The organism is Rhodanobacter sp. FW101-FHT13A11 (assembly GCF_058790335.1).
This window is the reverse complement of sequence record NZ_JBYTCN010000015.1, coordinates 30,819-57,282: the sequence shown is the minus strand read 5'-3', so window position 1 is coordinate 57,282 and position 26,464 is coordinate 30,819. Positions and strand designations below refer to the sequence as shown.

17 protein-coding genes and 1 pseudogene are annotated in these 26,464 nt (G+C 69.1%); 13 read left to right on the top strand and 5 right to left on the bottom strand.

Translation table 11 applies throughout. From position 1 onward, the window contains the following. Nucleotides 1-30: 30 nt before the first annotated feature. Both AC3WRN_RS14940 and AC3WRN_RS14935 read left to right on the top strand, forming a co-directional pair. Nucleotides 31-504 (top strand): SixA phosphatase family protein, encoded by a 474-nt coding sequence (locus AC3WRN_RS14940; RefSeq protein ID WP_492623560.1) that lies wholly within the window; start codon nucleotides 31-33, stop codon nucleotides 502-504. A 68-nt stretch (nucleotides 505-572) separates the two neighbouring features. After that, nucleotides 573-2,447, top strand: a complete 1,875-nt coding sequence (locus tag AC3WRN_RS14935; protein WP_492623559.1) for a phospholipase D-like domain-containing protein — start codon at nucleotides 573-575, stop codon at nucleotides 2,445-2,447. A 144-nt stretch (nucleotides 2,448-2,591) separates the two neighbouring features. Here the strand turns inward: AC3WRN_RS14935 and AC3WRN_RS14930 are convergent, their stop codons facing one another. Continuing rightward, entirely contained in the window at nucleotides 2,592-3,146 is a 555-nt protein-coding gene (locus AC3WRN_RS14930; RefSeq protein ID WP_492623558.1) for an energy transducer TonB family protein, read from the bottom strand. A gap of 16 nt (nucleotides 3,147-3,162) precedes the next feature. Next, nucleotides 3,163-4,449, bottom strand: a complete 1,287-nt coding sequence (locus AC3WRN_RS14925; RefSeq protein ID WP_492623557.1) for an acetyl-CoA C-acetyltransferase — start codon at nucleotides 4,447-4,449, stop codon at nucleotides 3,163-3,165. A 116-nt stretch (nucleotides 4,450-4,565) separates the two neighbouring features. Here AC3WRN_RS14925 and AC3WRN_RS14920 point away from each other — a divergent pair, with 116 nt between their 5' ends. Then, on the top strand, nucleotides 4,566-5,723 hold the full coding sequence (locus tag AC3WRN_RS14920) for a hypothetical protein (protein WP_492623556.1): 1,158 nt from the start codon (nucleotides 4,566-4,568) through the stop codon (nucleotides 5,721-5,723). Nucleotides 5,724-5,875: 152 nt separating this feature from the next. Further along, nucleotides 5,876-8,293 carry a sensor domain-containing protein gene (locus AC3WRN_RS14915; RefSeq protein ID WP_235604457.1) on the top strand — a complete coding sequence of 806 codons (2,418 nt, stop codon included), beginning with the start codon at nucleotides 5,876-5,878 and terminating at the stop codon, nucleotides 8,291-8,293. A 75-nt stretch (nucleotides 8,294-8,368) separates the two neighbouring features. On the opposite strand, the gene AC3WRN_RS14910 is transcribed toward AC3WRN_RS14915, so the two are convergent. Beyond that, nucleotides 8,369-8,833: a GNAT family N-acetyltransferase gene (locus AC3WRN_RS14910; RefSeq protein ID WP_068096346.1), complete on the bottom strand. Its 465-nt coding sequence runs from the start codon at nucleotides 8,831-8,833 to the stop codon at nucleotides 8,369-8,371. Between the two features lie 170 nt (nucleotides 8,834-9,003). Here AC3WRN_RS14910 and AC3WRN_RS14905 point away from each other — a divergent pair, with 170 nt between their 5' ends. After that, nucleotides 9,004-17,640 (top strand): glycoside hydrolase family 94 protein, encoded by an 8,637-nt coding sequence (locus tag AC3WRN_RS14905; protein WP_492623555.1) that lies wholly within the window; start codon nucleotides 9,004-9,006, stop codon nucleotides 17,638-17,640. A 27-nt stretch (nucleotides 17,641-17,667) separates the two neighbouring features. On the opposite strand, the gene AC3WRN_RS14900 is transcribed toward AC3WRN_RS14905, so the two are convergent. Continuing rightward, on the bottom strand, nucleotides 17,668-18,675 hold the full coding sequence (locus tag AC3WRN_RS14900; RefSeq protein ID WP_082823598.1) for an integron integrase: 1,008 nt from the start codon (nucleotides 18,673-18,675) through the stop codon (nucleotides 17,668-17,670). 142 nt (nucleotides 18,676-18,817) lie between these two features. Here AC3WRN_RS14900 and AC3WRN_RS14895 point away from each other — a divergent pair, with 142 nt between their 5' ends. Further along, on the top strand, nucleotides 18,818-19,171 hold the full coding sequence (locus tag AC3WRN_RS14895; protein ID WP_492623554.1) for a zinc-ribbon domain-containing protein: 354 nt from the start codon (nucleotides 18,818-18,820) through the stop codon (nucleotides 19,169-19,171). Nucleotides 19,172-20,117: 946 nt separating this feature from the next. On the opposite strand, the gene AC3WRN_RS14890 is transcribed toward AC3WRN_RS14895, so the two are convergent. Next, nucleotides 20,118-21,632 (bottom strand): IS1182 family transposase, encoded by a 1,515-nt coding sequence (locus AC3WRN_RS14890; RefSeq protein WP_068094664.1) that lies wholly within the window; start codon nucleotides 21,630-21,632, stop codon nucleotides 20,118-20,120. Between the two features lie 86 nt (nucleotides 21,633-21,718). On the opposite strand from AC3WRN_RS14890, the gene AC3WRN_RS14885 reads away from it, so the two are divergent. The 7 genes and pseudogenes from AC3WRN_RS14885 (at nucleotide 21,719) to AC3WRN_RS14855 (ending at nucleotide 26,452) form a co-directional block, all read left to right on the top strand. After that, nucleotides 21,719-22,033, top strand: a complete 315-nt coding sequence (locus tag AC3WRN_RS14885; protein WP_492623553.1) for a Rap1a/Tai family immunity protein — start codon at nucleotides 21,719-21,721, stop codon at nucleotides 22,031-22,033. A gap of 72 nt (nucleotides 22,034-22,105) precedes the next feature. Then, on the top strand, nucleotides 22,106-22,492 hold the full coding sequence (locus AC3WRN_RS14880; protein WP_492623552.1) for a hypothetical protein: 387 nt from the start codon (nucleotides 22,106-22,108) through the stop codon (nucleotides 22,490-22,492). 439 nt (nucleotides 22,493-22,931) lie between these two features. Next, nucleotides 22,932-23,053, top strand: a pseudogene (locus AC3WRN_RS14875) (transposase); the annotation flags it as partial. Nucleotides 23,054-23,068: 15 nt separating this feature from the next. Next, complete coding sequence (locus AC3WRN_RS14870; protein ID WP_082823659.1) at nucleotides 23,069-23,560, top strand: iron chaperone; 492 nt, start codon at nucleotides 23,069-23,071, stop codon at nucleotides 23,558-23,560. Between the two features lie 102 nt (nucleotides 23,561-23,662). Then, a complete protein-coding gene (locus AC3WRN_RS14865; protein ID WP_068094967.1) occupies nucleotides 23,663-24,076 on the top strand; it encodes an MAPEG family protein in 414 nt (137 codons plus the stop codon). Nucleotides 24,077-24,335: 259 nt separating this feature from the next. Further along, entirely contained in the window at nucleotides 24,336-25,742 is a 1,407-nt protein-coding gene (zwf, locus tag AC3WRN_RS14860) for a glucose-6-phosphate dehydrogenase (RefSeq protein WP_068094971.1), read from the top strand. Further along, nucleotides 25,736-26,452 carry an HAD family hydrolase gene (locus AC3WRN_RS14855; protein ID WP_068094965.1) on the top strand — a complete coding sequence of 239 codons (717 nt, stop codon included), beginning with the start codon at nucleotides 25,736-25,738 and terminating at the stop codon, nucleotides 26,450-26,452. The genes zwf and AC3WRN_RS14855 overlap by 7 nt, the downstream gene beginning before the upstream one ends. Nucleotides 26,453-26,464: the final 12 nt, after the last annotated feature.

Genomic DNA, 26,464 nt, shown 5'->3' with positions numbered 1-26,464 from the left:
CGCCCCGCCAACCCATCCCCGGAGTCCTCCATGCACGAACTGATCCTGTTGCGACACGCCGAAGCCGTGCCGATGGAAACCGCCGGTGACGACCGCCAGCGACCGCTCAGCGCACGCGGCGAGCAGGAGGCGCAGGCCGCCGGGCTGTGGCTGGCCAACCACGGCTTGCGGCCGGACCGCGTGCTTTGCTCGCCGGCCCGGCGTGCCGGCGAGACCACCCGGCTGGCGCTGGCCGCGATCGACGGCGCGCCGGTGCCGCAGATGGCCGACGAAATCTACGACGCCTCGCCCGGCGAACTGCTGGCGCTGCTCGACCAGCAGGCCGGTGCCGGCACGGTGCTGCTGGTCGGCCACAATCCCGGCATCGAGCGGCTGGTTGCCCTGCTGGTGGAAGGTCGCTCCGACGAATTCCGCGGCATGCCGCCCGGCGCGCTGGCGGTGCTGCACCTCGGCGGCACGCTGGAACCGGGCAACGCCCGGCTGGACGCGTTCTGGTCGCCCTGACCGGCGCGCACCCACGGTCAACGCACCAGGGACACGGACGCAACACGCGCGCCCCGTATCATCCCCGCATGCCCGTCCTGCGCCCATTCGCCCTGCCGCTCCTGTTCGCGCTGCTGCTGTTGCAGGGCTGCACGGTGTCGCGCGCACAGATCCGCCGCGCCGATGCCGTGGTCGCCGCCACCGCCGACCTCCGCAGCGACTGCGACCGGGCCGACCATTGCGCGACCCCCTCGCCGCTGCTCGAGGCGGCCACCGAGGCGATGGCCGCCTCCACGCCGCAGCAGCCGGTGCATGTGGTCACCCTGCTCGACGACAGCGCACCGGCGATGGCCGCGCGGATCAACCTGGTGCGCGCGGCACGCCGAACGATCGACGTGCAGACCTATATCTGGGACCAGGACGACGCCGGCCAGCTGATGCTGGACGAGCTGGTGCAGGCGGCGCGGCGCGGCGTGCGCGTGCGCATCCTGGCCGACCAGCTGTTCTCCTTCAACGACCCGGGCCTGCTCGACCGGCTGGCGCGGATCAGCCCGAACCTGCAGGTGCGGCTGTACAACCCCACCTTCCACAAGGCGCACATCCAGCCGCTGGAATTCGCCGCCGGCATCGTGTGCTGCTTCATGCAGTTCAACCAGCGCATGCACAACAAGCTGCTGCTGGTGGACGACACCATCGGCATCACCGGCGGGCGCAACTACCAGGACCGCTACTTCAACTGGGACGACGCGTTCGACTACATCGACCGCGACGTGATGGTCGGCGGCCCCGCCGCGGCACAGATGGCGAGCAGCTTCGCACTGTTCTGGAACCACCGGCGTGCGCTACCGCTCACCCACCTGCGCGACGTCAACCGCCGCATCCTGTCCGACCCCGCGCCGCCCGCGTGGCCGGCGCCGCACTACCGCCGGCCGCTGCGGGTGGCCCAGGTGCAGCAGGCGGCCGAGGATCCGGCCTGGCTGCAGGCCTGGCTGGTCGACCCTTCGCTGCGTGTGGGCAAGGTCGACTACTTCAGCGACCTGCCGTCGAAGACCGACAAGCCCAACAAGCAGCGCGCGCAGGAATTTACCCGCCACATCATGCGCATGATCAGCGAGGCGAAGGAGCAGGTGGTGCTGCAGACGCCGTACCTGGTGATGAGCCGCCGCGCCCAGGGCATCTTCCGGCGCCTGCACCGGCGCGACGAGCCCCCGCAGGTGCTCGTCTCCACCAACTCGCTGGCATCGACCGATGCGTTCGCCGTGTACGCGATGTCGTACAAGCACCGCAAGCGCTACCTGAAAAAGTTCGGCTTCGAGATCCACGAGATGAAGCCACACGCGCCCAGCGCGATGGAGGACTACGAGCTGGCCAACCTCGACACCGACATGACCAGCCTGCCGCCGGAAACCGCGAGCCCGGCCGGGGCCCGGCGCACCCGCTTCCACCTGCTCGGCAGCCGCGGCAGCGGCAACCGGCCGGCGCCGCTGCACAGCGAAGGCCTCCGCTTCGGCCTGCACGCGAAATCGATCGTGATCGACGGGGCGTTCGCGATGGTGGGCTCGCACAACTTCGACCCGCGCTCGGACCATTACAACACCGAGGCCGGCGTAATCGTCTATGACCACGCGTTCGCCGACCAGCTGCGCCTCAGCATCACCCAGCTCACCCAGCCGGAAAACGCCTGGGTGATCGCGCCGCGGCAGTCGAAGATACCGCTGCTGACCGACATCAACCAGGCCATCGGCAGCATCTCCGAGCAATTGCCGCTGTTCGACCTGTGGCCGTTCCGCTACGCCACCAGCTACGACCTCAAGCCCGGCTGCCAGCCGCTGCGCGCCACCGACCCGAACTTCTACGCCTGCTACGAGCCGGTCGGCGATTTCCCCGACGTGGCGCTGTCGTCGAAGCTGATCATCACGCGGCTGGTCACCGCGTTCGGAGTGGGCGCCAAGGGCGTGCTGTGATCACTGCTGGCCGTGCCTTACGCTCCGAGAAAATCGCTTTCGCAACTGTGTTTTTTGAAGCAAGAGCAAAGAGCTTTCGCCCTCCGCAGGAGGACGAAAGCTCTTTGCTCCCGAACCACCAGGGCCGTATGGCTGGACAAAACCCTACGGCAGCTTCGCGATGCCGTCGCCGCGCGAGGAAAAGCGCATCGGCAGTTCGCCGCTGAGGCCGTCGGGGCGATCCGGCGGCACGGCGAAGCGCCAGCCGCGCACGCTGCGCAAGGCGTGCGTGTCGAGGACCGGGTCGCCGCTGGATTCGGTGAGGCTGGCGGCGCTGACCCGGCCGCTGGCGTCGATGTCCACGTGCAGCAGCACGCGGCCGTCCAGATGGCCGCGCAGCTCGTCCCACGATTGCGAGGTGTCGCTGGGCGTGGCCAGCGGCACCAGTTCCGGCGGTGGCGCGGGCACGCTGGCCTGCGCCTCGCTGCCGTCGATCACCGCAGGCATGCGGCGCACCGGCGGCGCCGCGCGCGGCGGACCGTGCGCCCGCCGCGGCGAGGGCAGGGTGCGCGGCGCCGGCGCGGCGCGTCCGCCGGCGGCGGCGAACCGCGCCGGCGGTCCCGGCCAGGCGGCGGTCAGCGTACTCAGCCAGCCGGTGCCGGCGACGCCGATCGCCAGCGCCAGCAGACTCAGTCCGGTGGTGGTGCGCAGGCGCAGCATGTTCAGTCGGCCGCGTTCATGGCCGTTCGAGGATCGCGGTGACGCCCATGCCGCCGGCGGTGCAGATCGAGATCAGGCCGCGGCCCGAACCCTTCTGTTCCAGCAGCCTGGCCAGCGTGGCGACGATGCGCGCGCCGGTGGCGGCGAACGGATGGCCGACGGCGAGGCTGGAACCGTGCACGTTGAGCTTCGCCGGATCGATCGTACCCAGCGGCGCGTCCAGGCCGAGCCGGTTCCGGCAGTAATCCGCCGACTCCCACGCGCGCAGCGTGCACAGCACCTGCGCCGCGAACGCCTCGTGGATCTCGTAGTAGTCGAAGTCCTGCAGGCTCAGCCCGTGGCGCGCCAGCATGCGCGGCACCGCGACGGTCGGCGCCATCAGCAGGCCTTCGCCGTGCACGAAGTCCACCGCGGCGACCTCGGCGTCGCGCAGGTAGGCCTGCACCTTCAGGCCGCGCTGCGCGGCCCACGCGTCGCTGCCCAGCAGCACCGCGGCGGCGCCGTCGGACAGGCCGGTGGAGTTGCCCGCGGTGAGCGTGCCCTGGCCGGAGGCCTTGTCGAACGCCGGCTTCAGCGCGGCCAGCTTCTCCAGGCTCGAATCCGGGCGCAGGAAGCCGTCGCGCTTGAGGCCGCGGAACGGCACCAGCAGGTCCTCGAAGAAGCCGGCGTCGTAGGCGGCGGCCAGCTTGCGGTGGCTGTCCAGCGCCAGCCGGTCCTGCGCCTCGCGGGCGATGTGCCATTCCTTCGCCATCTGCTCGCAGTGGTCGCCCATCGACTTGCCGGTACGCGGCTCGGCCACGCCGGGGAACGACGGCTTCAGCTCGCCGAGGGAGAACCCGCGCAGCGCCACGCGCAGCTTGTCCAGTGGCGTCCTGGCGCGGTTCATCGCCAGCAGGCGCTTGCGCAGGCGGGTGCCGTAGACGATCGGCACGTCGGACGTGGTGTCCGAACCGCCGGCGATGCCGGCCTCGATCTGCCCGGCGGCGATCTTGTTGGCGATGATGATGGTGTTGTCCAGCGAGGTGCCGCAGGCGCGTGCGGTGGTGATGCCCGGCGTGGTCGGCGCCAACCCGGAGCTGAGCAGCGCCTCGCGCGCGAGGTTCCAGTCGGACGAGTGCTTGATCACCGCGCCCATCGCCACTTCACCCAGTTCCGCGCCGTGCAGGCCGAAGCGCTCGACCAGCGCGCCGAGCACCTTCACCGACATGCCGAAGTTGCCGACGTCGGCGTAGGCGGTGTTGTTGCGACAGAACGGAATGCGCACGCCGCCGATCACCCCGACGCGCTTTTGCGTGTTTTCCATGCTCAGGACAGTCCACCACTCAAGTTTGTCAAGGCTAACCCGCCATGCCGCGCGGCGAAAGCCCAAATCGCTGAATGGTAGAATCCGGTCTCTTGATGTCTTCCGGACCCCCGCTCGTGGATACGAAAACGCTGCTCGCCCTGCCAGTCGTGCTGGCACTGGAACCGGTCGCGGGCGAGCCGGCGGCGAGGATGACCTTCACCCGCGACGAGGCCGCCGAGCTGGCCGCCCTGGTCGCCGCCGACCTGCATGGACTCGTGCCGCAGGTCGACGCCGCGCGGCTGGCGCTGGCCGGCGCGCTGTTCGACCAGGTCGAGCTGCTGCGGCCGGGCTTCCCGGTGTGGACCACGCTGGAGGAACTGGCCCGGCGCGTGCCGCGCGACCACCTGGAGAACGTGGTCGCGTTCGGCACCCACGAGGGGCACATGCCGGCGCCGGCGCTGGAACCGTCGGCGGTCTATGCCGACGGCCCGATGCGGCTGCTGCCGATGAGCCTGCTGGTGCCGGCGGAACAGGCCGAGGAGTTGTCCGAGCAGTTGGAGGTCCATCTGGTCGGCCGCGGCGAGATGGGGCCGCGCACCGCCGACTGGCTGATGCGCATGCTCGGCATCCGGCTGGAACATGCGCGCTATTTCAGCCGCAACGACCTGCTCGCGTTGACCTGCGTGCAGTACGAGCACGTCAACCTGGCGCCGCTGTGGGTGCTGCTGGAGGCGGCGCTGCTCACGCCGTACCACGACGAGTCGACGATGAGTGCGCGCGGACTGGCCCTGCGCTACGCCGGCGGCAAGGTGCTGGCGCAGTCGCCCTCGCAGTGGCTGGCCGAACAGGGCGGCGCGCGCGACCCCGACGGGATCCGACAGCGTGCGCACGACTTCGCCGGCATCGTGTTCGAGCTGCGCCAGTACGCCGCGCTGCTCGACGCGCATCAGCTGCCGCTGCAATTGCAGCCGCTCGACGCAGGTGCGAGCGAAGCCGCCAGCGGCTGCCTGGTGGAGACCCTGGCCGCTGCGGAACCCGGCTGCGGCCCGCCGGCTCTGTTCGCCCATGAGGCGCCCGGCCTGGGCGTGGTGGCGGTGACCGTGGCGCAGCGTGGTGGCGACGGCCATGCCCGCGCGCTGGCGCACGGCTATCCGCTGCAGCCGCAGGCGCTGGGGCCGCTGCTGGCGCGGCTGGCCGACCGCTACGGGATCGCCGCCGAGCTGCAGGCGCTGGGCCGCGTGGTGCTGGACGACGGCGGCCGGCTCGGCGCACCGGCGACCGCCCCGCACTGACGCCCGCCGGCGACGGCTGGGCAAGCGCACCAACTCGGCGCATGATGGCGGCGCGCCGAGGGGGGCGCCATGCTGACGGAATGACCATGCGGCCGCCTACGCCTGCCGAGGTATTGCCATCGCTTCCGGATGATATCGGCTGGCCCGTGCACATGCTGCGCGGCACGCCCGCGCTGCTGGCCTACCTCGACCTCGATCAGCGCTTCCGCTTCGCCAACGACACGCATCGCCGCTGGCTCGGCATCGACCCGCAGCGGCTGATCGGCCGGCGCCTGGTCGACGTGGTCGGCCGGCGCAACCACGAACTGGCCGGCGCGGCGCTGGAGCGCGCCTACGCAGGCCACATGGCCAGCTACGAGGGCGAGCTGTACAACGGTCGCGAGCGGCGCTACGCGCACGGCAACTTCCAGCCGGATTTCGACGCCGACGGCCGCGTCCGCGGCATCTTCACCGCGCTGGTCGACATCACCGAGCGCCGCGACCTGGAGCTGCAGCTGCACGAGAGCGAGCAGCGCTTCTACAGCGCGTTCCAGCACGCCGCGATCGGCATGGCGCTGACCCGTCCGGACGGCCGCTTCCTGCGCGTCAACGCGGCGGTATGCCAGATGCTCGGTTACCGCGAGGAGGAACTGCTGGCGCTGGACATCGCCGGCGTCACCCACCCGGACGACCAGGCGGCCGATGCGGCATTGATGGCGCAGCTGCTGGCCGGCGAGCGCGAGTCGTACCAGCTGGAGAAGCGCAACTTCCACCGAGACGGGCACGTGGTGCACATCCTGCTCAGCGTGTCGCTGGTGCGCGACGGGCAGGGCGCGCCGCTGTACTTCGTGTCGCAGGTGCAGGACATCAGCCAGCGCAAGGCGTTCGAGGACGCGCTGCACCGCGAGCGCGAGCTGGCCGAGGTGACCCTGCGCTCGATCGGCGACGCGGTGATCACCACCGACCCGCAACTGCGCGTCACCTCGCTCAACCCGATCGCCGAGGCGATGACCGGCTGGACCGGCACCGAGGCGCAGGGCCGGCCGATCGAGGAGATCTTCCAGCTGATCGACGCCCGGCACGGCCAAGCCGTGGCCAACCCGCTGCGCGGGGCGATCGAGCGGAACACCATCGTCGACCTGGCCGGCAAGACCCTGCTGCGCCACCGCCACGGCTTCGACACGCCGGTGGAGGATTCCTCCGCGCCGATCCACGACCATGCCGGCAACGTGATCGGCGGCGTGCTGGTGTTCCACGACGTCAGCGAAACGCGCGCGCTGGCGCTGAAGATGATCCACCTGACCCAGCACGACACGCTCACCGGGCTGCCCAACCGCAACCAGCTGCACGCGCAGGTCGGCCAGGCGATCGCCACCGCGAACCGGCGCCGGCAGCGCGCCGCGCTGCTGTACATCGACATCGACAACTTCAAGCAGGTCAACCAGCAGCACGGACATGCGGTGGGCGACCGCGTACTGCGCGCGTTCGCCGCCCGGCTGCACCGCTGCCTGCCCGGCGACGAGCTGCTCAGCCGCTACGGCGGCGACGAGTTCGTGGTGGTGCTGCCGCACCTGGACAGCGTCGGCGAGGCGGCCAGCTTGTGCCAGACCCTGATCAACCACGGCGAGCAGACCCGCGTCGAGGGCGTGGCCGAGCTGGGCCTGCACCTGAGCATCGGCATCAGCGTGTACCCCGACGACGCCGTCGAGCCGGACGCGCTGCTGCAGCACGCGGAGACCGCGCTGATGGCGGTGAAGGCGCAGGGCCTGCACGGCTACCGCTTCTTCACCGCGTCGATGAACGAGCGCGCGCGGGCGCGGCGGCGGATCGAGACGGCGCTGCGCCAGGCGCTCTCGCGGCACGAACTGGACCTGCACTACCAGCCCAAGGTGGACGCGCACGGCGGCCGCATCGTCGGCGCCGAGGCGCTGCTGCGCTGGCACGCGAACGGGCGCGAGCTGTACACGCCGGACCAGTTCGTGCCGGTCGCCGAGGATTCCGGGCTGATCCTGCCGATCGGCGCGTGGGCGCTGCGCCAGGCCTGCCTGCAGGCGCAGCGGTGGCAGGGCCTGCAGGCAGGCGCGAGCCGGCCGATCCCGGTATCGGTCAACGTGTCGCCGCTGCAGTTCCAGCATCCCGAGTTCTACAACTGGCTCGACGAAGTGCTGGACCGGAGCGGGCTGGAGGCCGGGCTGCTCGAGCTGGAGCTGACCGAGCGCATGGTGATGTCCGGCGGCGACGCCACCACCGGCCTGCTGCAGCGGATCAAGCGGCGCGGCGTGCGGCTGTCGCTGGACGACTTCGGCACCGGCTACTGCAGCCTGTCGTATCTGAAGCACTTTCCGATCGACGCGCTGAAGATCGACCGCGTGTTCGTGCGCGACCTCGCCAGCGACCGCGACACCGCCACCATCACCAGCGCGATCATCGCGATGGCGCGCGGCCTCGGCAAGCAGGTGGTCGCCGAAGGCGTGGAAACGCGCGAACAGGCCGCGTTCCTACGCCATGCCGGCTGTTCGCAATTGCAGGGTTTCCTGTTCGGCGCGCCGGTGCCGGCAACGGCGTTCCAGCAGCTGCTCGTCGCCGCCTGAGCCGCCAGCCCCCACGCCATGCCCGCAGGAGCGCACCCTGTCCACAAGGGACTCCCTTGTGGACAGGGTGCGCTCCTACAAAACCGGCTCCGCCAGCAGCGCCTCATACATGAAGTAGTGGCAGCGCTGCATGCCGAGCCCCTCGTAGGTGGCCTGCGCGCGGTCGTTCTCCGTCTCCACGTACAGGCGCAGGCCGACCGCGCCGGCCGTGGCGGCGCGTTGCGCAACCTCGGCGTACAGCGCGCGGAACGCGCCGACGCGGCGCGACGCGGGCACCACGTACACGCTCTGGATCCACCAGAAGTCGCCGCCGCGCCAGTCGCTCCATTCGAAGGTCACCAGCAGGCAGCCGACCGCCGCGCCCTCGTGCTCGGCCACCAGGTAGAAGCCGCGCCGCGGCTGCTCGAACACGCCGCGCACGCCGCGCTCCAGCGTCGCCGGATCGAGCCGCTTGTGCTCGGTTTCCCACGCCATCGCCGCGTTCCAGGCGGCCAGTGCGGGCAGATCGGTGAGGGTGGCGGCGCGAATCTGCAGCGGCACGGCATGGCTCCGGTAAAGGTCGGGCGCCCATCCTAGCGTGCGCGGCCTTCACATGCCGGCGCGTAAGGTCGGGCGCAGCGGCGATGGCCATTCCCCCACGGGCCACGCCGACGCTCCGCCCGCATGGATGCCTCGCGGCCGGTCAGTCGCGAGGCCCGAGGAAAACCGTTGTGAACATCGGCAACCTGCTCGACCTGCTCAAGCTGCGTCGCCTGCACGCGTTCCGCCGCCGCCGCGCCGCCGCACGTACGCGCCCGGAGCAGGAGCCGGCGCTGCGCGCGGAACTGTTCAGCACCGAGCAGATGGAACGGCACGGCCGCACGCTGGCCGGCCAGCACCGGCTCAGCGCGCGCTCGAGCATGGACCTGCTGCTGGAACGGCTGGCCGACAACGAGGCGGTGCTCGCGCACACCTGCGAACGACTGACCAGCGCGACCCGCAAGCGGCGCCGGGTCACCCCCGCCGGCGAGTGGCTGCTGGACAACTTCTACCTGATCGAGGAACAGATCCGCATCGCGCGGCGGCACCTGCCGAAGGGCTACAGCCGCGAGCTGCCGCGGCTGGCGAACGGGCCCTCGGCCGGCCTGCCGCGGGTGTACGACATCGCGCTGGAGATCATTTCGCACGGCGACGGCCGGGTCGACACGCACAGCCTGCGCCGCTTCGTCGACGCCTACCAGGACGTGGCCCCACTCAGCCTGGGCGAGCTGTGGGCGATACCGATCATGCTGCGGCTGGCGCTGATCGAGAACCTGCGCCGCGTCGCCGCGCGGGTGATGGCGGACTGGCGCAGCCGCGGCAAGGCTGCGCGCTGGGCCGAGAACATGACCGCCACCGCCGAACGCGACCCGAACTCGGTGGTGCTGGTGGTAGCCGACATGGCGCGCTCGGACCCGCCGATGAACGGCCCTTTCGTGGCCGAGATGGCGCGCCGGCTGCAGGGCCAGAGCCCGGCGCTGGCGCTGCCGCTGAGCTGGATCGAGCAGCGCCTGGCCGCGTCGGGGCAGAGCGTCGAGCACCTGGTGCAGCAGGAGGCGCAGCAGCAGGCCGCCAACCAGGTCTCGATCGGCAACAGCATCGGCAGCCTGCGCACGCTGTCGGCGATCGACTGGCGCGACTTCGTCGAACGCTGCAGCCTGGTCGAACACTGCCTGCGCGAGGATCCGGCCGGCGTCTACGCGGCGATGGATTTCGCCACCCGCGACCGCTACCGCCACATGGTGGAGGCGATCGCGCGAAAGCACCGGCTGACCGAGCTGGCGGTGGCCGAGGCGACCGTGGCGCTGTGCCGGGACGAGGTCCGCGCCGACGACACCGCGCCGCTGCCCGCGCACGTGGGCTACTACCTGATCGACCGCGGGCGGTACCGGCTGGAGCAGCGGCTCGGCGTCCGCCCGCGCCTGCGCGAACGGCTGCGGCGCGGCTTCGACCGCGCGCCGCTGCCGATCTACCTGGGCCTGCTGGCGCTGCTGACGTTCGCGTTCGCGCAGCCGCTGGTCGCCGCCGCCGCGCACGCGCGGCTGCCGGCCTGGGCGCTGGTCGCGATCGCGCTGCCGGCGGTCGTGCTGGCCAGCCAGCTGGGCCTGAGCCTGCTCAACTGGATGGCCACGCTGGCGATCGCGCCGCGGCGGCTGCCGCGGATGAACTACACGCACGGCATCCCGGCCAGCGCGCGCACGCTGGTGGCGGTGCCCAGCCTGATCGCCGCCGCGCAGGACGTCGAGGACCTGGTCGAGGCGCTGGAGGTGCGCTTCCTCGGCAACCGCGACGATCACCTGCACTTCGCCCTGCTCACCGACTTCGCCGACGCGGAGCGCGAGGCGCTGCCCGGCGACGAGGCGCTGCTGCGGCTGGCGCGGCGCCGCATCGAGGCGCTCAACGAGCGCTACGCCGACGCCGGCGCCGATCGCTTCTTCCTGTTCCACCGGCCGCGCCGCTGGAACGCCGGCGAGCAACGCTGGATGGGCCACGAGCGCAAGCGCGGCAAGCTGGCCGACCTCAACGCGCTGCTGCGCGGCAACGCGCACGACCGCTTCATGCTGATCGTGGGCGACATCGCGACGCTCCCGCCGGTGCAGTACGTGATCACCCTGGACACCGACACCGAGCTGCCGCGCGACACCGCGCAGGCGCTCGTGGGCACCATCGACCACCCGCTCAACCGCGCCGTGTACGACCCCGAGCGGCGCCGCGTGGTCAGCGGCTACGCGATTTTGCAGCCGCGCGTGGGGATCAGCCTGCCCAGCACCGCGCGCTCGCGCTACGCGCAGCTGTACGGCAGCGACGCCGGCATCGACCCGTACACGCAGATGGTCTCGGACGTGTACCAGGACGTGTTCGGCGAGGGCTCGTTCATCGGCAAGGGCATCTACGCGATCGACCCGTTCGAGCGCACCCTGGACGGCCGCTTCCCCGAGAACCGCATTCTCAGCCACGACCTGGTCGAAGGTTGCCACGCACGCTCGGGCCTGCTCAGCGACGTGCAGCTGTTCGAGAGCTGCCCGGTCCGCTACGGCGACGACGTGAAGCGCCGCCACCGCTGGATCCGCGGCGACTGGCAGCTGCTGCCGTGGCTGCTGCCGTGGGCGCCGACCGCGCGCGACGGCTGGCGCCGCAATGCGCTGACCGCACTGTCGCGCTGGAAGATCCTCGACAACCTGCGCCGCAGCCTGGTGCCGGTGGCGGTGCTGGCGCTGCTGGTGGCCGGCTGGCTGGCGATCGTGCCGGCGCTCTCGTGGACGCTGGCGGTGCTCTCGATGGTGCTGCTGCCGCCGCTGCTGTCGGCGCTGCTGGAACTGGTGCAGAAGCCGCGCGAGGTGCAGCTCGACCAGCACCTGCGCGCCGGCTTCCGCACCGGCATGCAGCACCTCGCGCGGATGGCGCTGGGGCTGGCGTGGCTGCCGCACGAGGCGCTGTACCACCTCGACGCCATCGTGCGCACGTTGTGGCGGATGGCGGTCAGCCGGCGCCACCTGCTGCAGTGGCAGACCTCCGGCGAGGTCGAGCGGCGCAGCGGCAACACGGCCGCCGCGCTGTGGCGGCTGATGGGGATCGGCCCGGCGCTGGCGCTGCTGCTGGGCGTGGCGCTGGCGCTGCAGCGTCCGGCCGCGCTGTGGCTGGCGGCGCCGTTGCTGCTGCTGTGGCTGGGCTCGCCCGCGATCGCCTGGTGGATCAGCCAGCCGCGCGCGCCGGACACGTTCGCACCCAGCGCGGCACAGCGGCGTTTCCTGCGCACGCTGGCGCGGCAGACCTGGGCGTTCTTCGAGGTCCACGTCGGCGCCGACGAGCACTGGCTACCGCCGGACAACCTGCAGGAGCAGCCGGGCCCGGCGATCGCCCACCGCACCTCGCCCACCAACATCGGCATGGCGCTGCTGGCGAACCTGGCCGCGCACGACTTCGGCTTCATCGACGGCGGCCGCCTGCTCGAGCGCACCCGGCTGACCCTGGCCACCATGCAGCAGCTGCCGCGCCACCGCGGCCACTTCTACAACTGGTACGACACGCAGAGCCTGCAGCCGCTGCCGCCGCTGTACGTCTCGGCAGTGGACAGCGGCAACCTCGCCGGCCACCTGCTGACCCTGCGCCGGGGCCTGCTGGCGCTGGCCGACGAGCCGGTGTTCCAGCCGCGCGCGCTGCATGGCATGGGCGACACGCTGGCGCTGCTGCACGACACGCTCGACGCCGACGTCGCCCGCGCGCTGCGGCCCCTGCAGCAGGAACTGCAGGCCGCGCTGGACGCCCCGCCGCAACGCAGCAGCGCCGCACTGGCGCTGCTGCAGCGGCTGGACGGGCACGCCCGCGCGCTGGCGCAGACCCTTGCGCCCGAACCCGCCGGCGACGCGGCGTTCTGGCTCGACGCGCTGATCGACCAGGCCAGCCGGCTGATCGACGAGACGCTCGCCTTCGAACTCGACCCGCCGGACGACGACGCCGCCGGCTTCGGCGGCATCCCCGCCCTGCGCCAGCTGGCGCGGATCGAGCCGCTGTGCTGGCCGGCCGAGGCCGGCGCCGACGCCGTGCGCGAACGCGCGGCCGAACGCATCGCCGCGATCGAACGGCTGGCGCAGCAGGCCGGCGAGCTGGCCGAGATGGATTTCCGCTTCCTGTACGACAGCGCGCGCGACCTGCTGGCGATCGGCTACAACGCGGACCAGCGCCGGCTCGACGCCGGCTACTACGACCTGCTGGCGTCGGAGGCGCGGCTGGCCAGTTTCGTCGGCATCGCGCAGGGCCAGCTGCCACAGGACAACTGGTTCGCGCTGGGCCGCCTGCTCACCACCGTGGGCGGCGAGCCGGTGCTGCTGTCGTGGACCGGCTCGATGTTCGAGTACCTGATGCCGAACCTGGTGATGCCCAGCTACGAGGGCACCCTGCTCGACCAGACCTGCCGCGCCGCGGTGGCGCGGCAGATCGAGTACGGCAACCAGATCGGCCGGCCGTGGGGCATTTCCGAATCCGGCTACAACATGCTGGACTCGCACTTCACCTACCAGTACCGCGCGTTCGGCGTGCCCGGGCTGGGCCTGAAACGCGGGCTCGGCGACGACGTGGTGATCGCGCCATACGCCAGCGCGCTGGCGCTGATGGTGGCACCGGCGGCGGCGACGCGGAACCTGCAGCGGCTGGCCGAAGCCGGCGCGCGCGGGCGCTACGGCCTGTACGAAGCGATCGACTGCACGCCGGCGCGGCTGCCGCTGGGGCAGGACTGGGCGCTGGTGCGGCAGTTCATGGCGCACCACCAGGGCATGAGCCTGCTGGCGCTGGGCCACGCGCTGCTGGACCGGCCGATGCAGCGGCGCTTCGAATCCGACCCGCAGTTCCAGGCCACCAGCCTGCTGCTGCAGGAGCGCGTGCCGAAGACCGCCGCCGAATACCTGCACGCCTCCGGCTTCCCCGAATCGGACGGCACGCCGCGGCCGGCCGAGGCGCGGCTGCGCGTGTTCACCGACCCGGACCGCCCGCGACCGGCGGTGCAACTGCTCTCCAACGGCCGCTACCACGTGATGCTGAGCAGCGCCGGCGGCGGCTACGTGCGCCGCGGCGAGCTGGCGCTGACCCGCTGGCACGAGGACATCACACGCGACCACCGCGGCATGTTCTGCTACCTGCGCGACGTCGCCAGCGGCGACTGCTGGTCCACCACCTACCAGCCCACGCGGCGCAAGACCGAGCTGTACGAGGCGATCTTCTCCGACGCGCGCGCCGAGTTCCGCGTGCGCGAACGCGAGTTCGACGCGCATACCGAGATCGTGGTGTCGCCGGAGGACGACATCGGCCTGCGCCGCACCCACCTCACCAACCGCGGCCGCACCCGGCGCACCATCGAGCTGACCAGCTACGCCGAAGTGGTGCTGGCGCCGGCGCTGGCCGACGCGATGCACCCGGCCTTCAGCAAGCTGTTCGTGCAGACCGAACTGGTGCCGGCGCTGCAGGCGATCGTGTGCACGCGGCGGCCGCGCGCCGCCGACGAGCGGCCGCCGTGGCTGTTCCACCTGCTGGCGGTGCACGACGCCGACATCGACCAGATCTCCTACGAAACCGATCGCGCCCGCTTCATCGGCCGCGGCCGCGACACCGCCGAGCCGCAGATGCTCGACCGCGAGCAGGCGCAGCTGTCCAACAGCGCCGGCCCGGTGCTCGACCCGATCGTGGCGATCCGCTGCCGCATCACGCTGGAGCCGGAGCAGACCGCCACCATCGACTTCGTCACCGGCTTCGCCGAACAGCGCGACGACTGCCTGCGGCTGATCGGCAAGTACCGCGACCGCCACCTCGCCGACCGCGTGTTCGACCTGGCCTGGACGCACAGCCAGGTGCTGCTGCGCCAGCTCAACGCCAGCCTCGCCGACGCCCAGCTGTACGAGCACATGGCCACCGGCGTCCTGTACCCGAACGCCACCCTGCGCGCCGACCCGGCGGTGCTGCGCGGCAACCGGCGCGGCCAGTCCGGGCTGTGGGGGCAGTCGGTCTCCGGCGACCTGCCGATCGTGCTGCTGCAGATCGCCAGCCCGTCGCGGATCGAGCTGGTGCGCCAGCTGGTGCAGGCGCACGCGTACTGGCGGCTGAAGGGGCTGGCGGTGGACCTGGTGATCTGGAACGAGGACCGCGCCGGCTACCGGCAGGAACTGCACGACCTGATCATGGGCCTGATCGCCTCCGGCAGCGAGGCCAGCCTGCTCGACCGCCCCGGCGGCATCTTCGTGCGCCCGGCGCAGCAGCTCTCCGGCGAGGACCGGCTGGTGATGCTGGCCAGCGCGCGGATGGTGCTCAGCGACAGTCGCGGCAGCCTGGCCGAGCAGATCAACCGCCGCCACGTGGAAACCCACGCGCCGCGCTTCGAGCCGAGCCGGCCGCGGCGCATCGGCAGCGCCGTGCTCGGCGCCGATGCCTCGAGCGGCTTGCAGCTGGCCAACCCGCACGGCGGCTTCAGCGCCGACGGCCGCGAGTACGTGATCACCCAGACGGCCGGCAGCGCCACCCCGGCGCCGTGGTGCAACGTGCTGGCCAACCCGCAGTTCGGCACGGTGATCTCCGACAGCGGCAGCGCCTACAGCTGGGGCGAGAACGCGCACGAGTTCCGGCTCACCCCGTGGCACAACGACCCGGTCGGCGATGGCAGCGGCGAGGCGCTGTACCTGCGCGACGAGGAAACCGGCCAGCTGTGGTCGCCCACGCCGCTGCCCTGCGGCGGCAGCGGCAACTACATCACCCGCCACGGCTTCGGCTACAGCGTGTTCGAGCACCACGAGGACGGCATCCACTCCGAGCTGTGGGTCTACGTGGCGCTGGATGCGTCGGTGAAGTTCTCGGTGCTGAAGCTGCGCAACGACTCCGGCGCGCCGCGCCGGCTCAGCATCACCGCCTATGTCGAATGGCTGCTCGGCGACCTGCGCGAGAAGACCGCGATGCACGTGGTCACCGAGTCGGACCCGGCCAGCGGCGCGCTGTTGGCGCGCAACGCGTACAACAGCGAGTTCCCGAACCGGGTCGCCTTCCTCGACGTGGACGACCCCGCGCGCGGCATCGACGGCGACCGCAGCGAATTCCTCGGCCGCAACGGCAGCATGCGTGCGCCGGCCGGGCTGGGCCGCGCGCACCTGTCCGGCCGGCTCGGCGCCGGGCTCGACCCGTGCGCGGCGCTGCAGTCGGTGGTGAGCCTGGACGACGGCGAGCAGCGCCAGCTGATCTTCCGCCTCGGCCTGGGCCGCGACGCCGCCGACGCCAGCGCGCTGGTGCAGCGCTTCCGCGGCAACGGCAGCGCCGCCGACGCGCTGGACAAGGTGCGCGCGCACTGGGCGCGCGTGCTCGGCACGGTGCAGGTGCGCACGCCGGAGCCGGCGCTCGACGTGCTCGCCAACGGCTGGCTGCTGTACCAGACCATCGCCTGCCGGCTGTGGGCGCGCAGCGGCTACTACCAGTCCGGCGGCGCGTTCGGTTTCCGCGACCAGCTGCAGGATTCGATGGCGACGATCCACGCCGCGCCCGAACTGTCGCGCGCGCAATTGCTGCTGAGCGCGGCGCACCAGTTCCCCGAGGGCGACGTGCAGCACTGGTGGCACCCGCCGCTGGACCGCGGCGTGCGCACCACCTGCTCCGACGACTACCTGTGGCTGCCGCTGGCCACCGCGCGCTACGTGCTGGCCAGCGGCGATTCCGGCGTGCTGGACGAGCGCGTCGGCTACATCGAGGGCCGCGCGCTGCACCCCGGCGAGGAGTCGTACTACGACCTGCCGCAGCCCTCCGGCCTGCACGAGACCCTGTACTGGCACAACGTGCGCGCGATCGAACGCAGCTTCGCGCAGCGCGGCGCGCACGGCCTGCCGCTGATCGGCGGCGGCGACTGGAACGACGGCATGAACCGGGTCGGCGAACAGGGCCGCGGCGAAAGCGTGTGGCTGGGCTTCTTCAGCGGCGAGGTGCTGACCCGCTTCGCCGAAGTGGCCCGGCTGCGCGGCGACGAGGCGTTCGCGCAACGCTGCGTAGGCGAGGTGGACCGCCTGCGCGCCGCGCTGGAGCAGCACGGCTGGGACGGCGCCTGGTACCGCCGCGCCTACTTCGACGACGGCACCCCGCTGGGCTCGGCCGGCAACGAGGAGTGCCGGATCGACTCGATCGCGCAGAGCTGGTCGGTGCTGTCCGGCCTCGCCGCGCCCGAGCGCCAGCGCCAGGCGATGGAATCGCTGGACACCCACCTGGTGCGCCGCGATGCCGGCCTGGTGCAGCTGCTGCGGCCGCCGTTCGACAAATCACCGCTCGACCCCGGCTACATCAAGGGCTACCTGCCCGGCGTGCGCGAGAACGGCGGCCAGTACACGCATGCCGCGATCTGGGCCACGATGGCCTTCGCCGAGCTCGGCGACCGCGAGCGCGCGTGGGAACTGCTGCGGATGATCAATCCGGTCGACCACGGCACCGGCGCCGCGCGAACGGACGTCTACAAGGTCGAGCCCTACGTGGTCAGCGCCGACGTGTACGCGGTCGAGCCGCACGTCGGCCGCGGCGGCTGGAGCTGGTACACCGGCTCCGCCGGCTGGATGTACCGCCTCATCGTGGAATCCCTGCTCGGCCTGCGCCGGGAGGCCGGCAGGCTGCGCTTCGCGCCGGTGCTGCCGGCGGCGTGGGAAGGCTTCGAGCTGGACTACCGCCACCACGGCACGCTGTACCGCATCGACATGCGGCAGAGCGAACCCGGCACGCTCGGCGAGGTATGGCTGGACGGCGTCGAACAGCCCGACGGCTCGATCCCGCTGCTCGACGACGGCGCCGAGCACAGCGTGGTGCTCAACCATCCACGTTCGCCGTGAGCCGATGACGAAGCACCGCCCCCGGCCTCAGCGGTCCAGCGGGCTCTGCACGCCGTGGCCGCCACGGTTGAGCACGTGGGTATAAATCTGGGTAGTCGCTACGTCTTTGTGGCCGAGCAGTTCCTGGACGGTACGGATGTCATACCCGGATTCCAGCAGATGCGTGGCGAAAGAGTGACGCAACGTATGCGCACTCACTGGCTTGACAATGCCTGCGCGGCGACAGGCACTTTTCAGTGAGCGCGACAGCAGCCCCTCATCAAAGTGATGACGACGCTCCACACCATCCAGTGGATCGACCGAGCGTTGCGCCGACGGAAATACGAATTGCCAGCCAAATTCCCGCCCGGCATGGGGATACTTGCGCGCCAGAGCGTGAGGCAGGCGAGCCACGCCAAAACCCGCAAGCAGGTCGCTCTCATGCAGCACGCTGGCGCGGTCGATCTCGCGCTGCAAAGGCTCGACCAACCGCTTCGGCAATACCGTGCGGCGATCCTTGCCACCCTTGCCGTCACGCACGGTAATTTCATTGCGCGCAAAATCCACATCCTTCACGCGCAGCCGCATGCACTCCATCAACCGCATGCCGGTGCCATACAACAGACTGGCCAACAGCCACGGACGACCTTCCATCTGCGCCAACAACGCCTGTACCTCCTCACGTGACAACACCGTGGGAACACGCTGCGAACGCTTCGCGCGCACCATCGTCTCCATCCAGGGCAAGTCGATCCGCAACACCTCGCGATAGAGAAAAAGCAGCGCCGACAGCGCCTGATTCTGCGTGCTGGCAGCCACGCCACCACGCACGGCCAGACCGGACAGGAAGCCTTCCACTTCCACCGCGCCCATATCACGCGGATGGCGCTTTCCATTCGCCAGAATGAACCGGCGTATCCATCCCACGTAGATGGTTTCGGTACGCAAACTGTAGTGTTTGAGCCGCAAACGTCGCCGAACCTCGTCAAGCAGGCGGGGCGCAGGCGCACCCGAACGAGCGGCAGATATCACCGGCGATTGTGAGGGATAAGACATAGGACCTCGATCCGTGAGATATGCAGTGGCAGCATCGCCGCCGCACACCGTAGCCGCCATCCGGCAACCCCTTGCCCGCTCGTAGGATTTGTCCGCTTGACCAAGGACAGCCGAAAGCTGAACATCGGTTGCATATGCCCCGATGTGGGGTCTACTAAGCGTTAGACGAAACAAGGGGAAGATCATGGCACTCATTCAATGTCCAGACTGCGGCTCTCAGGTATCCAGCAGCGCCGACACATGTATAAAGTGCGGTTACCCAATCGCTGGCGGAGGCACCACTCAAGCGCATGGTGGCAAAGTGCAAACGATTGAGCAGACGTCAAAGCGGTACAAGCTGCACCAGCTACTTTCCGTGCTGCTAATCATCGTTGGGGTCGTCGTAATTTTTACTGGTGGGTCTGGCGGCGAGGCCACATTCGGCGTACTTGCAATCGTGGTTGGGCTAATTTGGTACATCACTAATAGGTTCGCAACATGGTGGCATCACGGCTAGTGGCACGCATTGTTGTCTAACATCTCGTTCAAGGCGGACGGCTACGCCGCCGCTTAACTCCAGCGTTCGGCATCGAGAGCGGCGGACACGTTTCAGGGGAAAGTCCCTGCGTAAGACAGCGGAGCATCCGGATTGACGAAGCCGCGCGATCATCAATACTCAGCAAAGCGCCTGCGGCGGTCGGATAACGATGTTGATCCGACCGCCGCAGGCGCTTTGCTGTTTTCAGACACACGACCTCGTCGTCGCTGCGGTCCGCCATCGGAAGCGACGAGGCCCGAACAACCCGTCGGGAATCCGCCACTCTCGCTCCCGAACAGCGCGTTCGACCGGACTGCGGGTATAGGATGTCGCGGCAATCAAGCGCTGCGCGCCGCAGCCAGTCAACTTTAGCGTTAGGCAGGTCAAGGAAGGTCTATGGATGAGAGGGTAAAGCGGCGATATTCGTACCTGGTGGCGTCAGTGCCGCTGGTAATCTCTGGCTTGCAAGTGCTGCTGGGCTCGGCTCCGGTCATCATGCTTGCTTTCGGGGCGGCAATGGCCGTGGTTGCGATCGTACTGTTTCGCTTCCTTTCCGGCATTCGCTTGTTCAAGCCAGGTCAGTTGCACTTTGGCAAGACACGGGCTCTGCCTGCGTGGCAAGCACCAGCGCTTTGGGTGCCCGTCATCGTAACCGTTGGCACAGTAATTTTTTTCTGGCTCGTAAGGTAGGGTGCGTTGGCGCCTAACATCTCGTCCAAGCGGACGCGCGTACCGCGCGCCGCTTAACTCCAGCGTTGAGGCTGTAGAAAAACCCCTTTCCACGGATGGATAGACGGCCAAAATGACAGCCGTTGCATCACGTCACTCAACGGCGTGGTTTCTTGGGGTTTCGCGTGCGGGTTGCCCGGCTTGATCTGACGCGATGGGTGGGCGTCCCAGGCGCCCATGGCGCGCCTTGTGCCGCTCAGGCCGCCTTGCGGTAGTTCGCCCACTTCTCGATGTTGTGGACCAGCGCAAACAACTTCCATTGGCCATCCACCTTCGCCTGACCGCGAAGGGTGAAGCGGTTGAGTCGCTTGTTGGCGCGCACGTTGCCGAAGACGGGTTCGACGGTGGCGAAGCGTCGCCCGTACTGTTCGCGTCCCCACGCGCTGTCGATGCGCTCGCGCATGCGCTGGCTGTGGGTTGGCTCGGCTTTGCGGGTGAGCACGGCAACTTGCCGTGAGCGTGTGGTTTCGGGTTTTCGCAAGCACTTCGCACGCAGTGGGCAGCCTTGGCAGGCAGCCTGTGGTGCGCGGAACTTGATCGCGGCATAGCCGCCAATGGTGCAGTCCTTGCCGTTGCGATGCAGGCGCTTGCCGGCCGGACAGATCGCGTAGGACTGGTCCGGCGCGATGATGAAGTCCTCGCTGCCAAACAGGCGTGGCTTTGTCGGTTTGCGTGTCTTGTCGTGCAACGGATCGGGCTTGGCCAGGTGCTTGTCCTGCCCGGCGAAGCGTTCGTCACGCCGGCGCATCGCGTTGTCGGCGATCAGGGCGTCAATGCCCTGGTCGGCCAACGCGGCGAGGTTGGCTTCGCTGTGATAGCCGGCATCGGCGGTGATCAGCGTCGATGCGGTGCGCTGCTCGGCGCAGGCGTCCAGTACGGGCAACAACAATTCCTGTTCGGCGCCGGTGCCGTGAGCCGAAGCCTCGACGATAACCTGGTGCCTGGCATCGACCACGGCCACGCCGCAATAGCCCTGGATCACGCCCTTGTCGGTGGCCAGCTTGGCCGATTCGTTATCAGTGCGATTGGACTTGCGGACCTTGCCGCGCGAACCGGGCCGATCTTGCGGATGATCGGCCAGCCATTGGCGGATCTTCGTTGCCTCGCGAGTAAGGCGCTCGATGCGTTCGGCGGCCTTGGCATCCCGCACGTCTTCGGCCGCGCCGGCATCGTTGGCCTGGTGACGTTCCAACATCGTGGTGGCCGCGCGCTCCATCTTCTGTGCCTGCGCAAGGAACTCCGCGCGCGTACCGGAGCGGTGTTTGGACGCGTTGGAAGGCAGCTTCACGCCATCGATGGCGAACATCTGGCGCCCGATCAGACCCTCGCCGTCGAGCAACGTCAGCACCTGGGCAAAGACGGTCGCGATCGCCCCGCGCGAGCGGCTGACGAAGTCCGCGATGGTGGTGAAGTGTGGCTTGGCGTCGCCGGTCAGGGCGATGAACAGCACGTTGTCGCGGCAGGCGCGCTCGATCGAGCGGGAGCTCACCATGCCTTGGGAATACGCCAGCAGCACCGCCTTGAGCAACATCGTCGGCGCATGGGCCGGCGCGCCGCTGTCGTCATTGCGGTAATGCGCATCGAAGGCGGACAGATCCAGCTGATCGACCAGATGGTGCACGGCATGGGCAAATGATCCCGGCACCAGCTGCGCCTGCAGATCCACCGGCAACAGCCGCGGACTCATATCGATATGCCGGTAGCGTGCCATGCCGCCCCCTTGTTCACGTGGGGGTATTGAAGCAAGATCGGCGGAGGTTTTTCTACAACCTCGTTAGGCCCGCAACCGGGGATCGCATGAAAACCATCATCGCGCTAGTTTTGCTTTTTGTATCCGGCTCTGCGTCCGCGAATTATTTCACGGGTAACGATCTCAACCAGCACCTTCTTAGCAGCGGCAGTACAGTCGACATTGCCATGTTTCGCGGCTACGTTGGCGGCGTCCAAGATAGCTTTAACGGTATAGCGTTCTGCGTTCCATCAGATGTTCCCTTGAGCCAAGCGTCGGCTGTGGTGCGAAAATATCTGTCAGACAATCCGAAGTTCTGGAACGAGCAAGCAAATGTGTTGGTAGTTAAAGCTCTTAAGCAAGCGTACCCATGCAAGCAATAGGCTTGGCCTAACCACTCATTCGAGGTGGACGGCTTCGCCGCCGCTCAATTCCAGCGTTAGGGCTATTCAGGGATGTTAGACGATCAACAAAAATTCGAATCTCCAGAAGAACTACACTCGACTGCGGTCGACGTAGCTTTTGAACGATTTCACAACTTCTGGCTCATCGCAACGCCGAAGATCTTCGAATGGTTCGAGTGGGTAGCTGTCTTAGGCGCCCTCACATTTCTCTACAACAAGCATCCTGCGGCTACATTGGTTCCACTGCTAGTTCTTGGCTATCTCAGTCTAGTTTTTTACTTCGGCGCGTTCTTCCTCAAGCACCGAATCACGATACCTGGTGTACACAGCAAGGCTCTGCAAGACCTCCTTTCTGGCTTCCTCGCGATTGCTCTGGGGTTTGGTGCAAATCGGCTTGTCCAGCTTGCTGTCTCCGCTTTTTCTATCGGTACGCCCTAACCATTCCGTAAGAGACTTCCCGTCAACGCCACGCGCTTGATGCTCTTGCCCTGAGCTTTCGAGCCAATGCTGGTCATCGTATTGTCCTCTCTGATGCGTCATGCGTGTCAGTGCTGCGCGGGTTGCAACGATAGTCAGACTGCATTTCCGTAAACGGTCTTGTTGCATCGGTGTGGCTGATGCGGACCAGGGTATAAACCGCGCCCGGGGACCTCGTTCATTCATCGGTGTCGTCGGTGTTCGGGGATCAGCCGAAACACGTTTAGCAGCGGTATTCATTTCAGGGGGAGTTCGTCGCAACATGAAGCAGATCGCACGCACCAGCATCAGAGCAGCCTCGGCCAGCGTCGTCGCAATCGTTTCGCGTGCGACCGACGTCCCCCGGTTTTGAGTAGCACCGTGGTTTGGAGTCCAATCCCCCACCCGGAAAATATTGAACGTGAAGACGCGTTTTTCGGAAGAACCGATCTTCGGCTTCTGGAGGAAGCCGGGTCAGGGTTGGCGATGAAAGAGCTGTGCCGTCGGCATGGCTTCTCGGAGACCATCTTCTACCTGTGGCGCAGGTGAGCAGACACCATGGCTGAAAAGAAACCGGCAGGAAACGCCACGCGAAAACCCACCCGCAGCGCCACCGCGCCCGGCGAGGCTCCCACGGGATTCACGGCGGAGGAGCGCGCCGCGATGCGGGAGCGCGCCCGGGAGCTGAAGGCCGCAGCGCGCCCGCACGCGGGAGGCGCGAATGAAGAGGGCGCCGTGCTCGCAAGGATCGCCGCGATGCCCGCTGCAGATCGCGCCATGGGCGAGCGGCTGCATGCGCTCGTCCGGGCCACCGCGCCGGACCTCGCGCCGAAGCTCTGGTATGGGATGCCCGCCTACGCGAAGGACGGCAAGGTCGTCTGCTTCTTTCAGGGCGCGCAGAAGTTCAAGACGCGGTATGCGACCTTCGGCTTCAGCGACAAGGCCGCCCTCGACGAGGGCCACATGTGGCCCACGGCCTTCGCACTGAAGGAGCTGACCGCCGCCGCCGAGGCAAGGATCCGCGAGCGCCTGCGGCGGGCGGTGCGCTGAAGGTTCCGCCCGGAAGACGCGCGACAGGCGCGATAATGGCCGCCCCGACCGGCGACGTACCCGTCCGCGCCGGCCGCCGGTCCGACCAACGAGGACAGCGTCATGAGCAATCCGAGCACCTTGGCATTGACCGGTTTCATCGCGTGGACGCTGCTGCTCCTGGTGCTGATGGAGGTGCTCCGGACCCGGCTTGTGCTGCACCGGAAGATCCCCGCCAACGGGTTCGTTCCCGACAATGCGAACCTTTCGCCATTCATGCAGCGGCTGGCCAGGGCCCATGCCAACTGCATCGAAGGCCTCCCGGTTTTCGGCGGATTGCTGCTGGTCGCCATCGGCACCGGGCACACCGCGGTCACGGACGGCGCGGCCTGCCTGTTCCTTGCCTGCCGCGTGCTGCAGTCGCTCATCCACCTCGCCTCGGTGAGCGCGGCCGCCGTCACGCTGCGTTTCACGGCCTTTGCGGTGCAGACGGCCATCGGCGTGTACTGGGCCGTCGAGCTGCTTGCATCGGCGTGAAGCGCGCCGGGCAACGGCGAGGCCGCCGACCGTACCGGGACGGGTGCGGATGCGCGTCGCCGCCGGCAGTGCCCGTGCGTTGGCCGCTGAACCGGAGGCCGACGGCTCCGCCGGTTTATGCATCGACTTAACCTGCCGGCGTGCAGGCTGGAAAGCGGACCCGAAGTGCGGCATGTTGGCGAAGCCCGCCATGCCCGTCGCCTGCCGCACGCCACCCCGGGCAGCGATGCCTGCCAGCCCCACGGAGAACCTCACCGCCATGCCGATCCCCCGCTCGGACGCCCTGGTCTTTTTCGGCGCCACCGGCGACCTGGCCTACAAGAAGATCTTTCCGGCGCTGCAGGCGATGATGCTGCACGACGGGCTGGACCTGCCGATCATCGGCGTGGCACATGCGGGCTGGGACGTGGAGCGGCTGCGCCAGCGCGCGCACGACAGCCTGACGCACGCGGCGCTGGAGCAGGGCGGCCGGGTCGACGAGGCCGCGTTCGCGAAGCTGGCGGCGCGCCTGCAGTATGTCGACGGCGACTACAACGACCCGGCCACCTTCCGGCAGCTGAAGCAAACGCTGGGCGGGGCGCAGCGGCCGCTGCACTACCTGGCGATCCCGCCCGGTCTGTTCGGGGTGGTGGCGAAGGGTCTCGAGCAGGCCGGCTGCGCCGGGGAGGCGCGGATCGTGGTGGAGAAGCCGTTCGGCCGCGACCTGGCCTCGGCGCAGGAACTCAACCGCACGCTGCACGCGGTGTTCCCGGAGTCGGCGATCTTCCGCATCGACCACTACCTGGGCAAGGAGCCGGTGCAGAACCTGCTGTACTTCCGCTTCGCCAACACCGTGCTGGAGCCGGTGTGGAACAACCGCTACGTGGACCGCGTGCAGATCACCATGGCCGAGCAGTTCGGCGTGGACGGCCGCGGCGCGTTCTACGAGGGCGTCGGCGCGATCCGCGACGTGCTGCAGAACCACCTGCTGCAGGTGACCTCGCTGCTGGCGATGGATGCGCCGATCGGCGGCGGGCCGGAAGCGCTGCGCGCCGAGAAGCTGCGGCTGTTCCGCGCGATGCGCCCGCTCGACCCGGCCGAGGTGGTGCGCGGCCAGTTCCGCGGCTACCGCGAGGTCGCGGGCGTGGCCGCCGATTCCAACGTGGAGACCTTCGTGGCGCTGTGCCTGCACGTCGACACCTGGCGCTGGGCCGGCGTGCCGTTCCATATCCGCGCCGGCAAGCGGCTGCCGCTGACCACCACCGAGGTGATGGTGGACATGAAGGCGCCGCCGCTGTCGGTGTTCGACCCGGTCGGCGCGGCGCAGTCGAACTACTTCCGCTTCCGGCTCAGCCCGGAGGTGATCCTCGCCGAGGGCATGCGGGTGAAGCAGCCGGGCGAGGAGATGCGCGGCGAGCCGGTGGAGCTGGTGGTGCGGCATGACCTGGCACCGGAGAAATCGCCGTACGAGCGCCTGCTCGGCGACGCGATCCGCGGCGACAACGCGCTGTTCACCAGCGATGAATGCGTGGAGGCGGCGTGGGCGGTGGTCGACCGCGTGCTGGCCCACGAGGGCGCGGTGGAGTTCTACGAGCCGGGCAGCTGGGGGCCGCCCGGGGCGGCGCGCATCGTCGGCGGCGACGAGGGCTGGCATGACCCGCGGGCGGAGGAGGGCAAGCCATGTTGAGCAATCACGCGGCCGGGGCCGCCGCGGTGGTGTTCCTGCTCGACGTGGACAACACCCTGCTCGACAACGACCGCTTCGGCGCCGACCTCGGCGCCACGCTGGAGGCGGCGTTCGGCGTGGCCGGACGCGAACGCTACTGGGCGATCTACGAGGAGCTGCGCCAGCAATTCGGCTTTGCCGATTACCTGGGCGCGCTGCAGCGCTTCCGCGCCGGCCTGGACAACGACCCGTCGCTGCTGCAGATGTCCGGCTACCTGCTGGACTACCCGTTCGCCGACCGGCTGTACCCGCACGCGCTGGAGACCGTGGCGCACCTGCGCACGCTGGGTCCCACCGCGATCCTGTCCGATGGCGACGTGGTGTTCCAGCCGCGCAAGATCCAGCGCGCCGGGCTGTGGGCCGCGCTGCGCGGCGAGGTGCTGGTCTACGTGCACAAGCAGCAGATGCTGGTGGCGATGCAGCAGCGTTACCCGGCCGCGCACTACGTGATGGTGGACGACAAGCCGCCGATCCTGGCCGCGATGAAGCAGCGCCTGGGCCGCAGGCTGACCACGGTGTTCGTGCGCCAGGGCCACTACGCGGCCGCCAGCGCCGGCGAAACCGTCGAGCCGGCACCGGACCTCACGATCGCGTGCATCGGCGATCTGCGCCGGCGTAAGCTTGAAGACTTCCTGCCGAGCGCACCCGCAATCAGCCTGCCGGCAGACTGAAATCATCTATCG

What these genes read in the sequence shown, in the direction of transcription:
- AC3WRN_RS14915 (WP_235604457.1), top strand. Translation starts at nt 5,876, where the DNA reads ATGCTGCGCGGCACGCCCGCGCTGCTGGCCTACCTCGACCTCGATCAG.
- AC3WRN_RS14925 (WP_492623557.1), bottom strand. Translation starts at nt 4,449, where the DNA reads ATGGAAAACACGCAAAAGCGCGTCGGGGTGATCGGCGGCGTGCGCATT.
- AC3WRN_RS14880 (WP_492623552.1), top strand. Translation starts at nt 22,106, where the DNA reads ATGTTAGACGATCAACAAAAATTCGAATCTCCAGAAGAACTACACTCG.
- zwf (WP_068094971.1), top strand. Translation starts at nt 24,336, where the DNA reads ATGCCGATCCCCCGCTCGGACGCCCTGGTCTTTTTCGGCGCCACCGGC.
- AC3WRN_RS14930 (WP_492623558.1), bottom strand. Translation starts at nt 3,146, where the DNA reads ATGCTGCGCCTGCGCACCACCACCGGACTGAGTCTGCTGGCGCTGGCG.
- AC3WRN_RS14935 (WP_492623559.1), top strand. Translation starts at nt 573, where the DNA reads ATGCCCGTCCTGCGCCCATTCGCCCTGCCGCTCCTGTTCGCGCTGCTG.
- AC3WRN_RS14865 (WP_068094967.1), top strand. Translation starts at nt 23,663, where the DNA reads ATGAGCAATCCGAGCACCTTGGCATTGACCGGTTTCATCGCGTGGACG.
- AC3WRN_RS14870 (WP_082823659.1), top strand. Translation starts at nt 23,069, where the DNA reads ATGGCTGAAAAGAAACCGGCAGGAAACGCCACGCGAAAACCCACCCGC.
- AC3WRN_RS14885 (WP_492623553.1), top strand. Translation starts at nt 21,719, where the DNA reads ATGAAAACCATCATCGCGCTAGTTTTGCTTTTTGTATCCGGCTCTGCG.
- AC3WRN_RS14900 (WP_082823598.1), bottom strand. Translation starts at nt 18,675, where the DNA reads ATGTCTTATCCCTCACAATCGCCGGTGATATCTGCCGCTCGTTCGGGT.
- AC3WRN_RS14895 (WP_492623554.1), top strand. Translation starts at nt 18,818, where the DNA reads ATGTGGGGTCTACTAAGCGTTAGACGAAACAAGGGGAAGATCATGGCA.
- AC3WRN_RS14890 (WP_068094664.1), bottom strand. Translation starts at nt 21,632, where the DNA reads ATGGCACGCTACCGGCATATCGATATGAGTCCGCGGCTGTTGCCGGTG.
- AC3WRN_RS14940 (WP_492623560.1), top strand. Translation starts at nt 31, where the DNA reads ATGCACGAACTGATCCTGTTGCGACACGCCGAAGCCGTGCCGATGGAA.
- AC3WRN_RS14855 (WP_068094965.1), top strand. Translation starts at nt 25,736, where the DNA reads ATGTTGAGCAATCACGCGGCCGGGGCCGCCGCGGTGGTGTTCCTGCTC.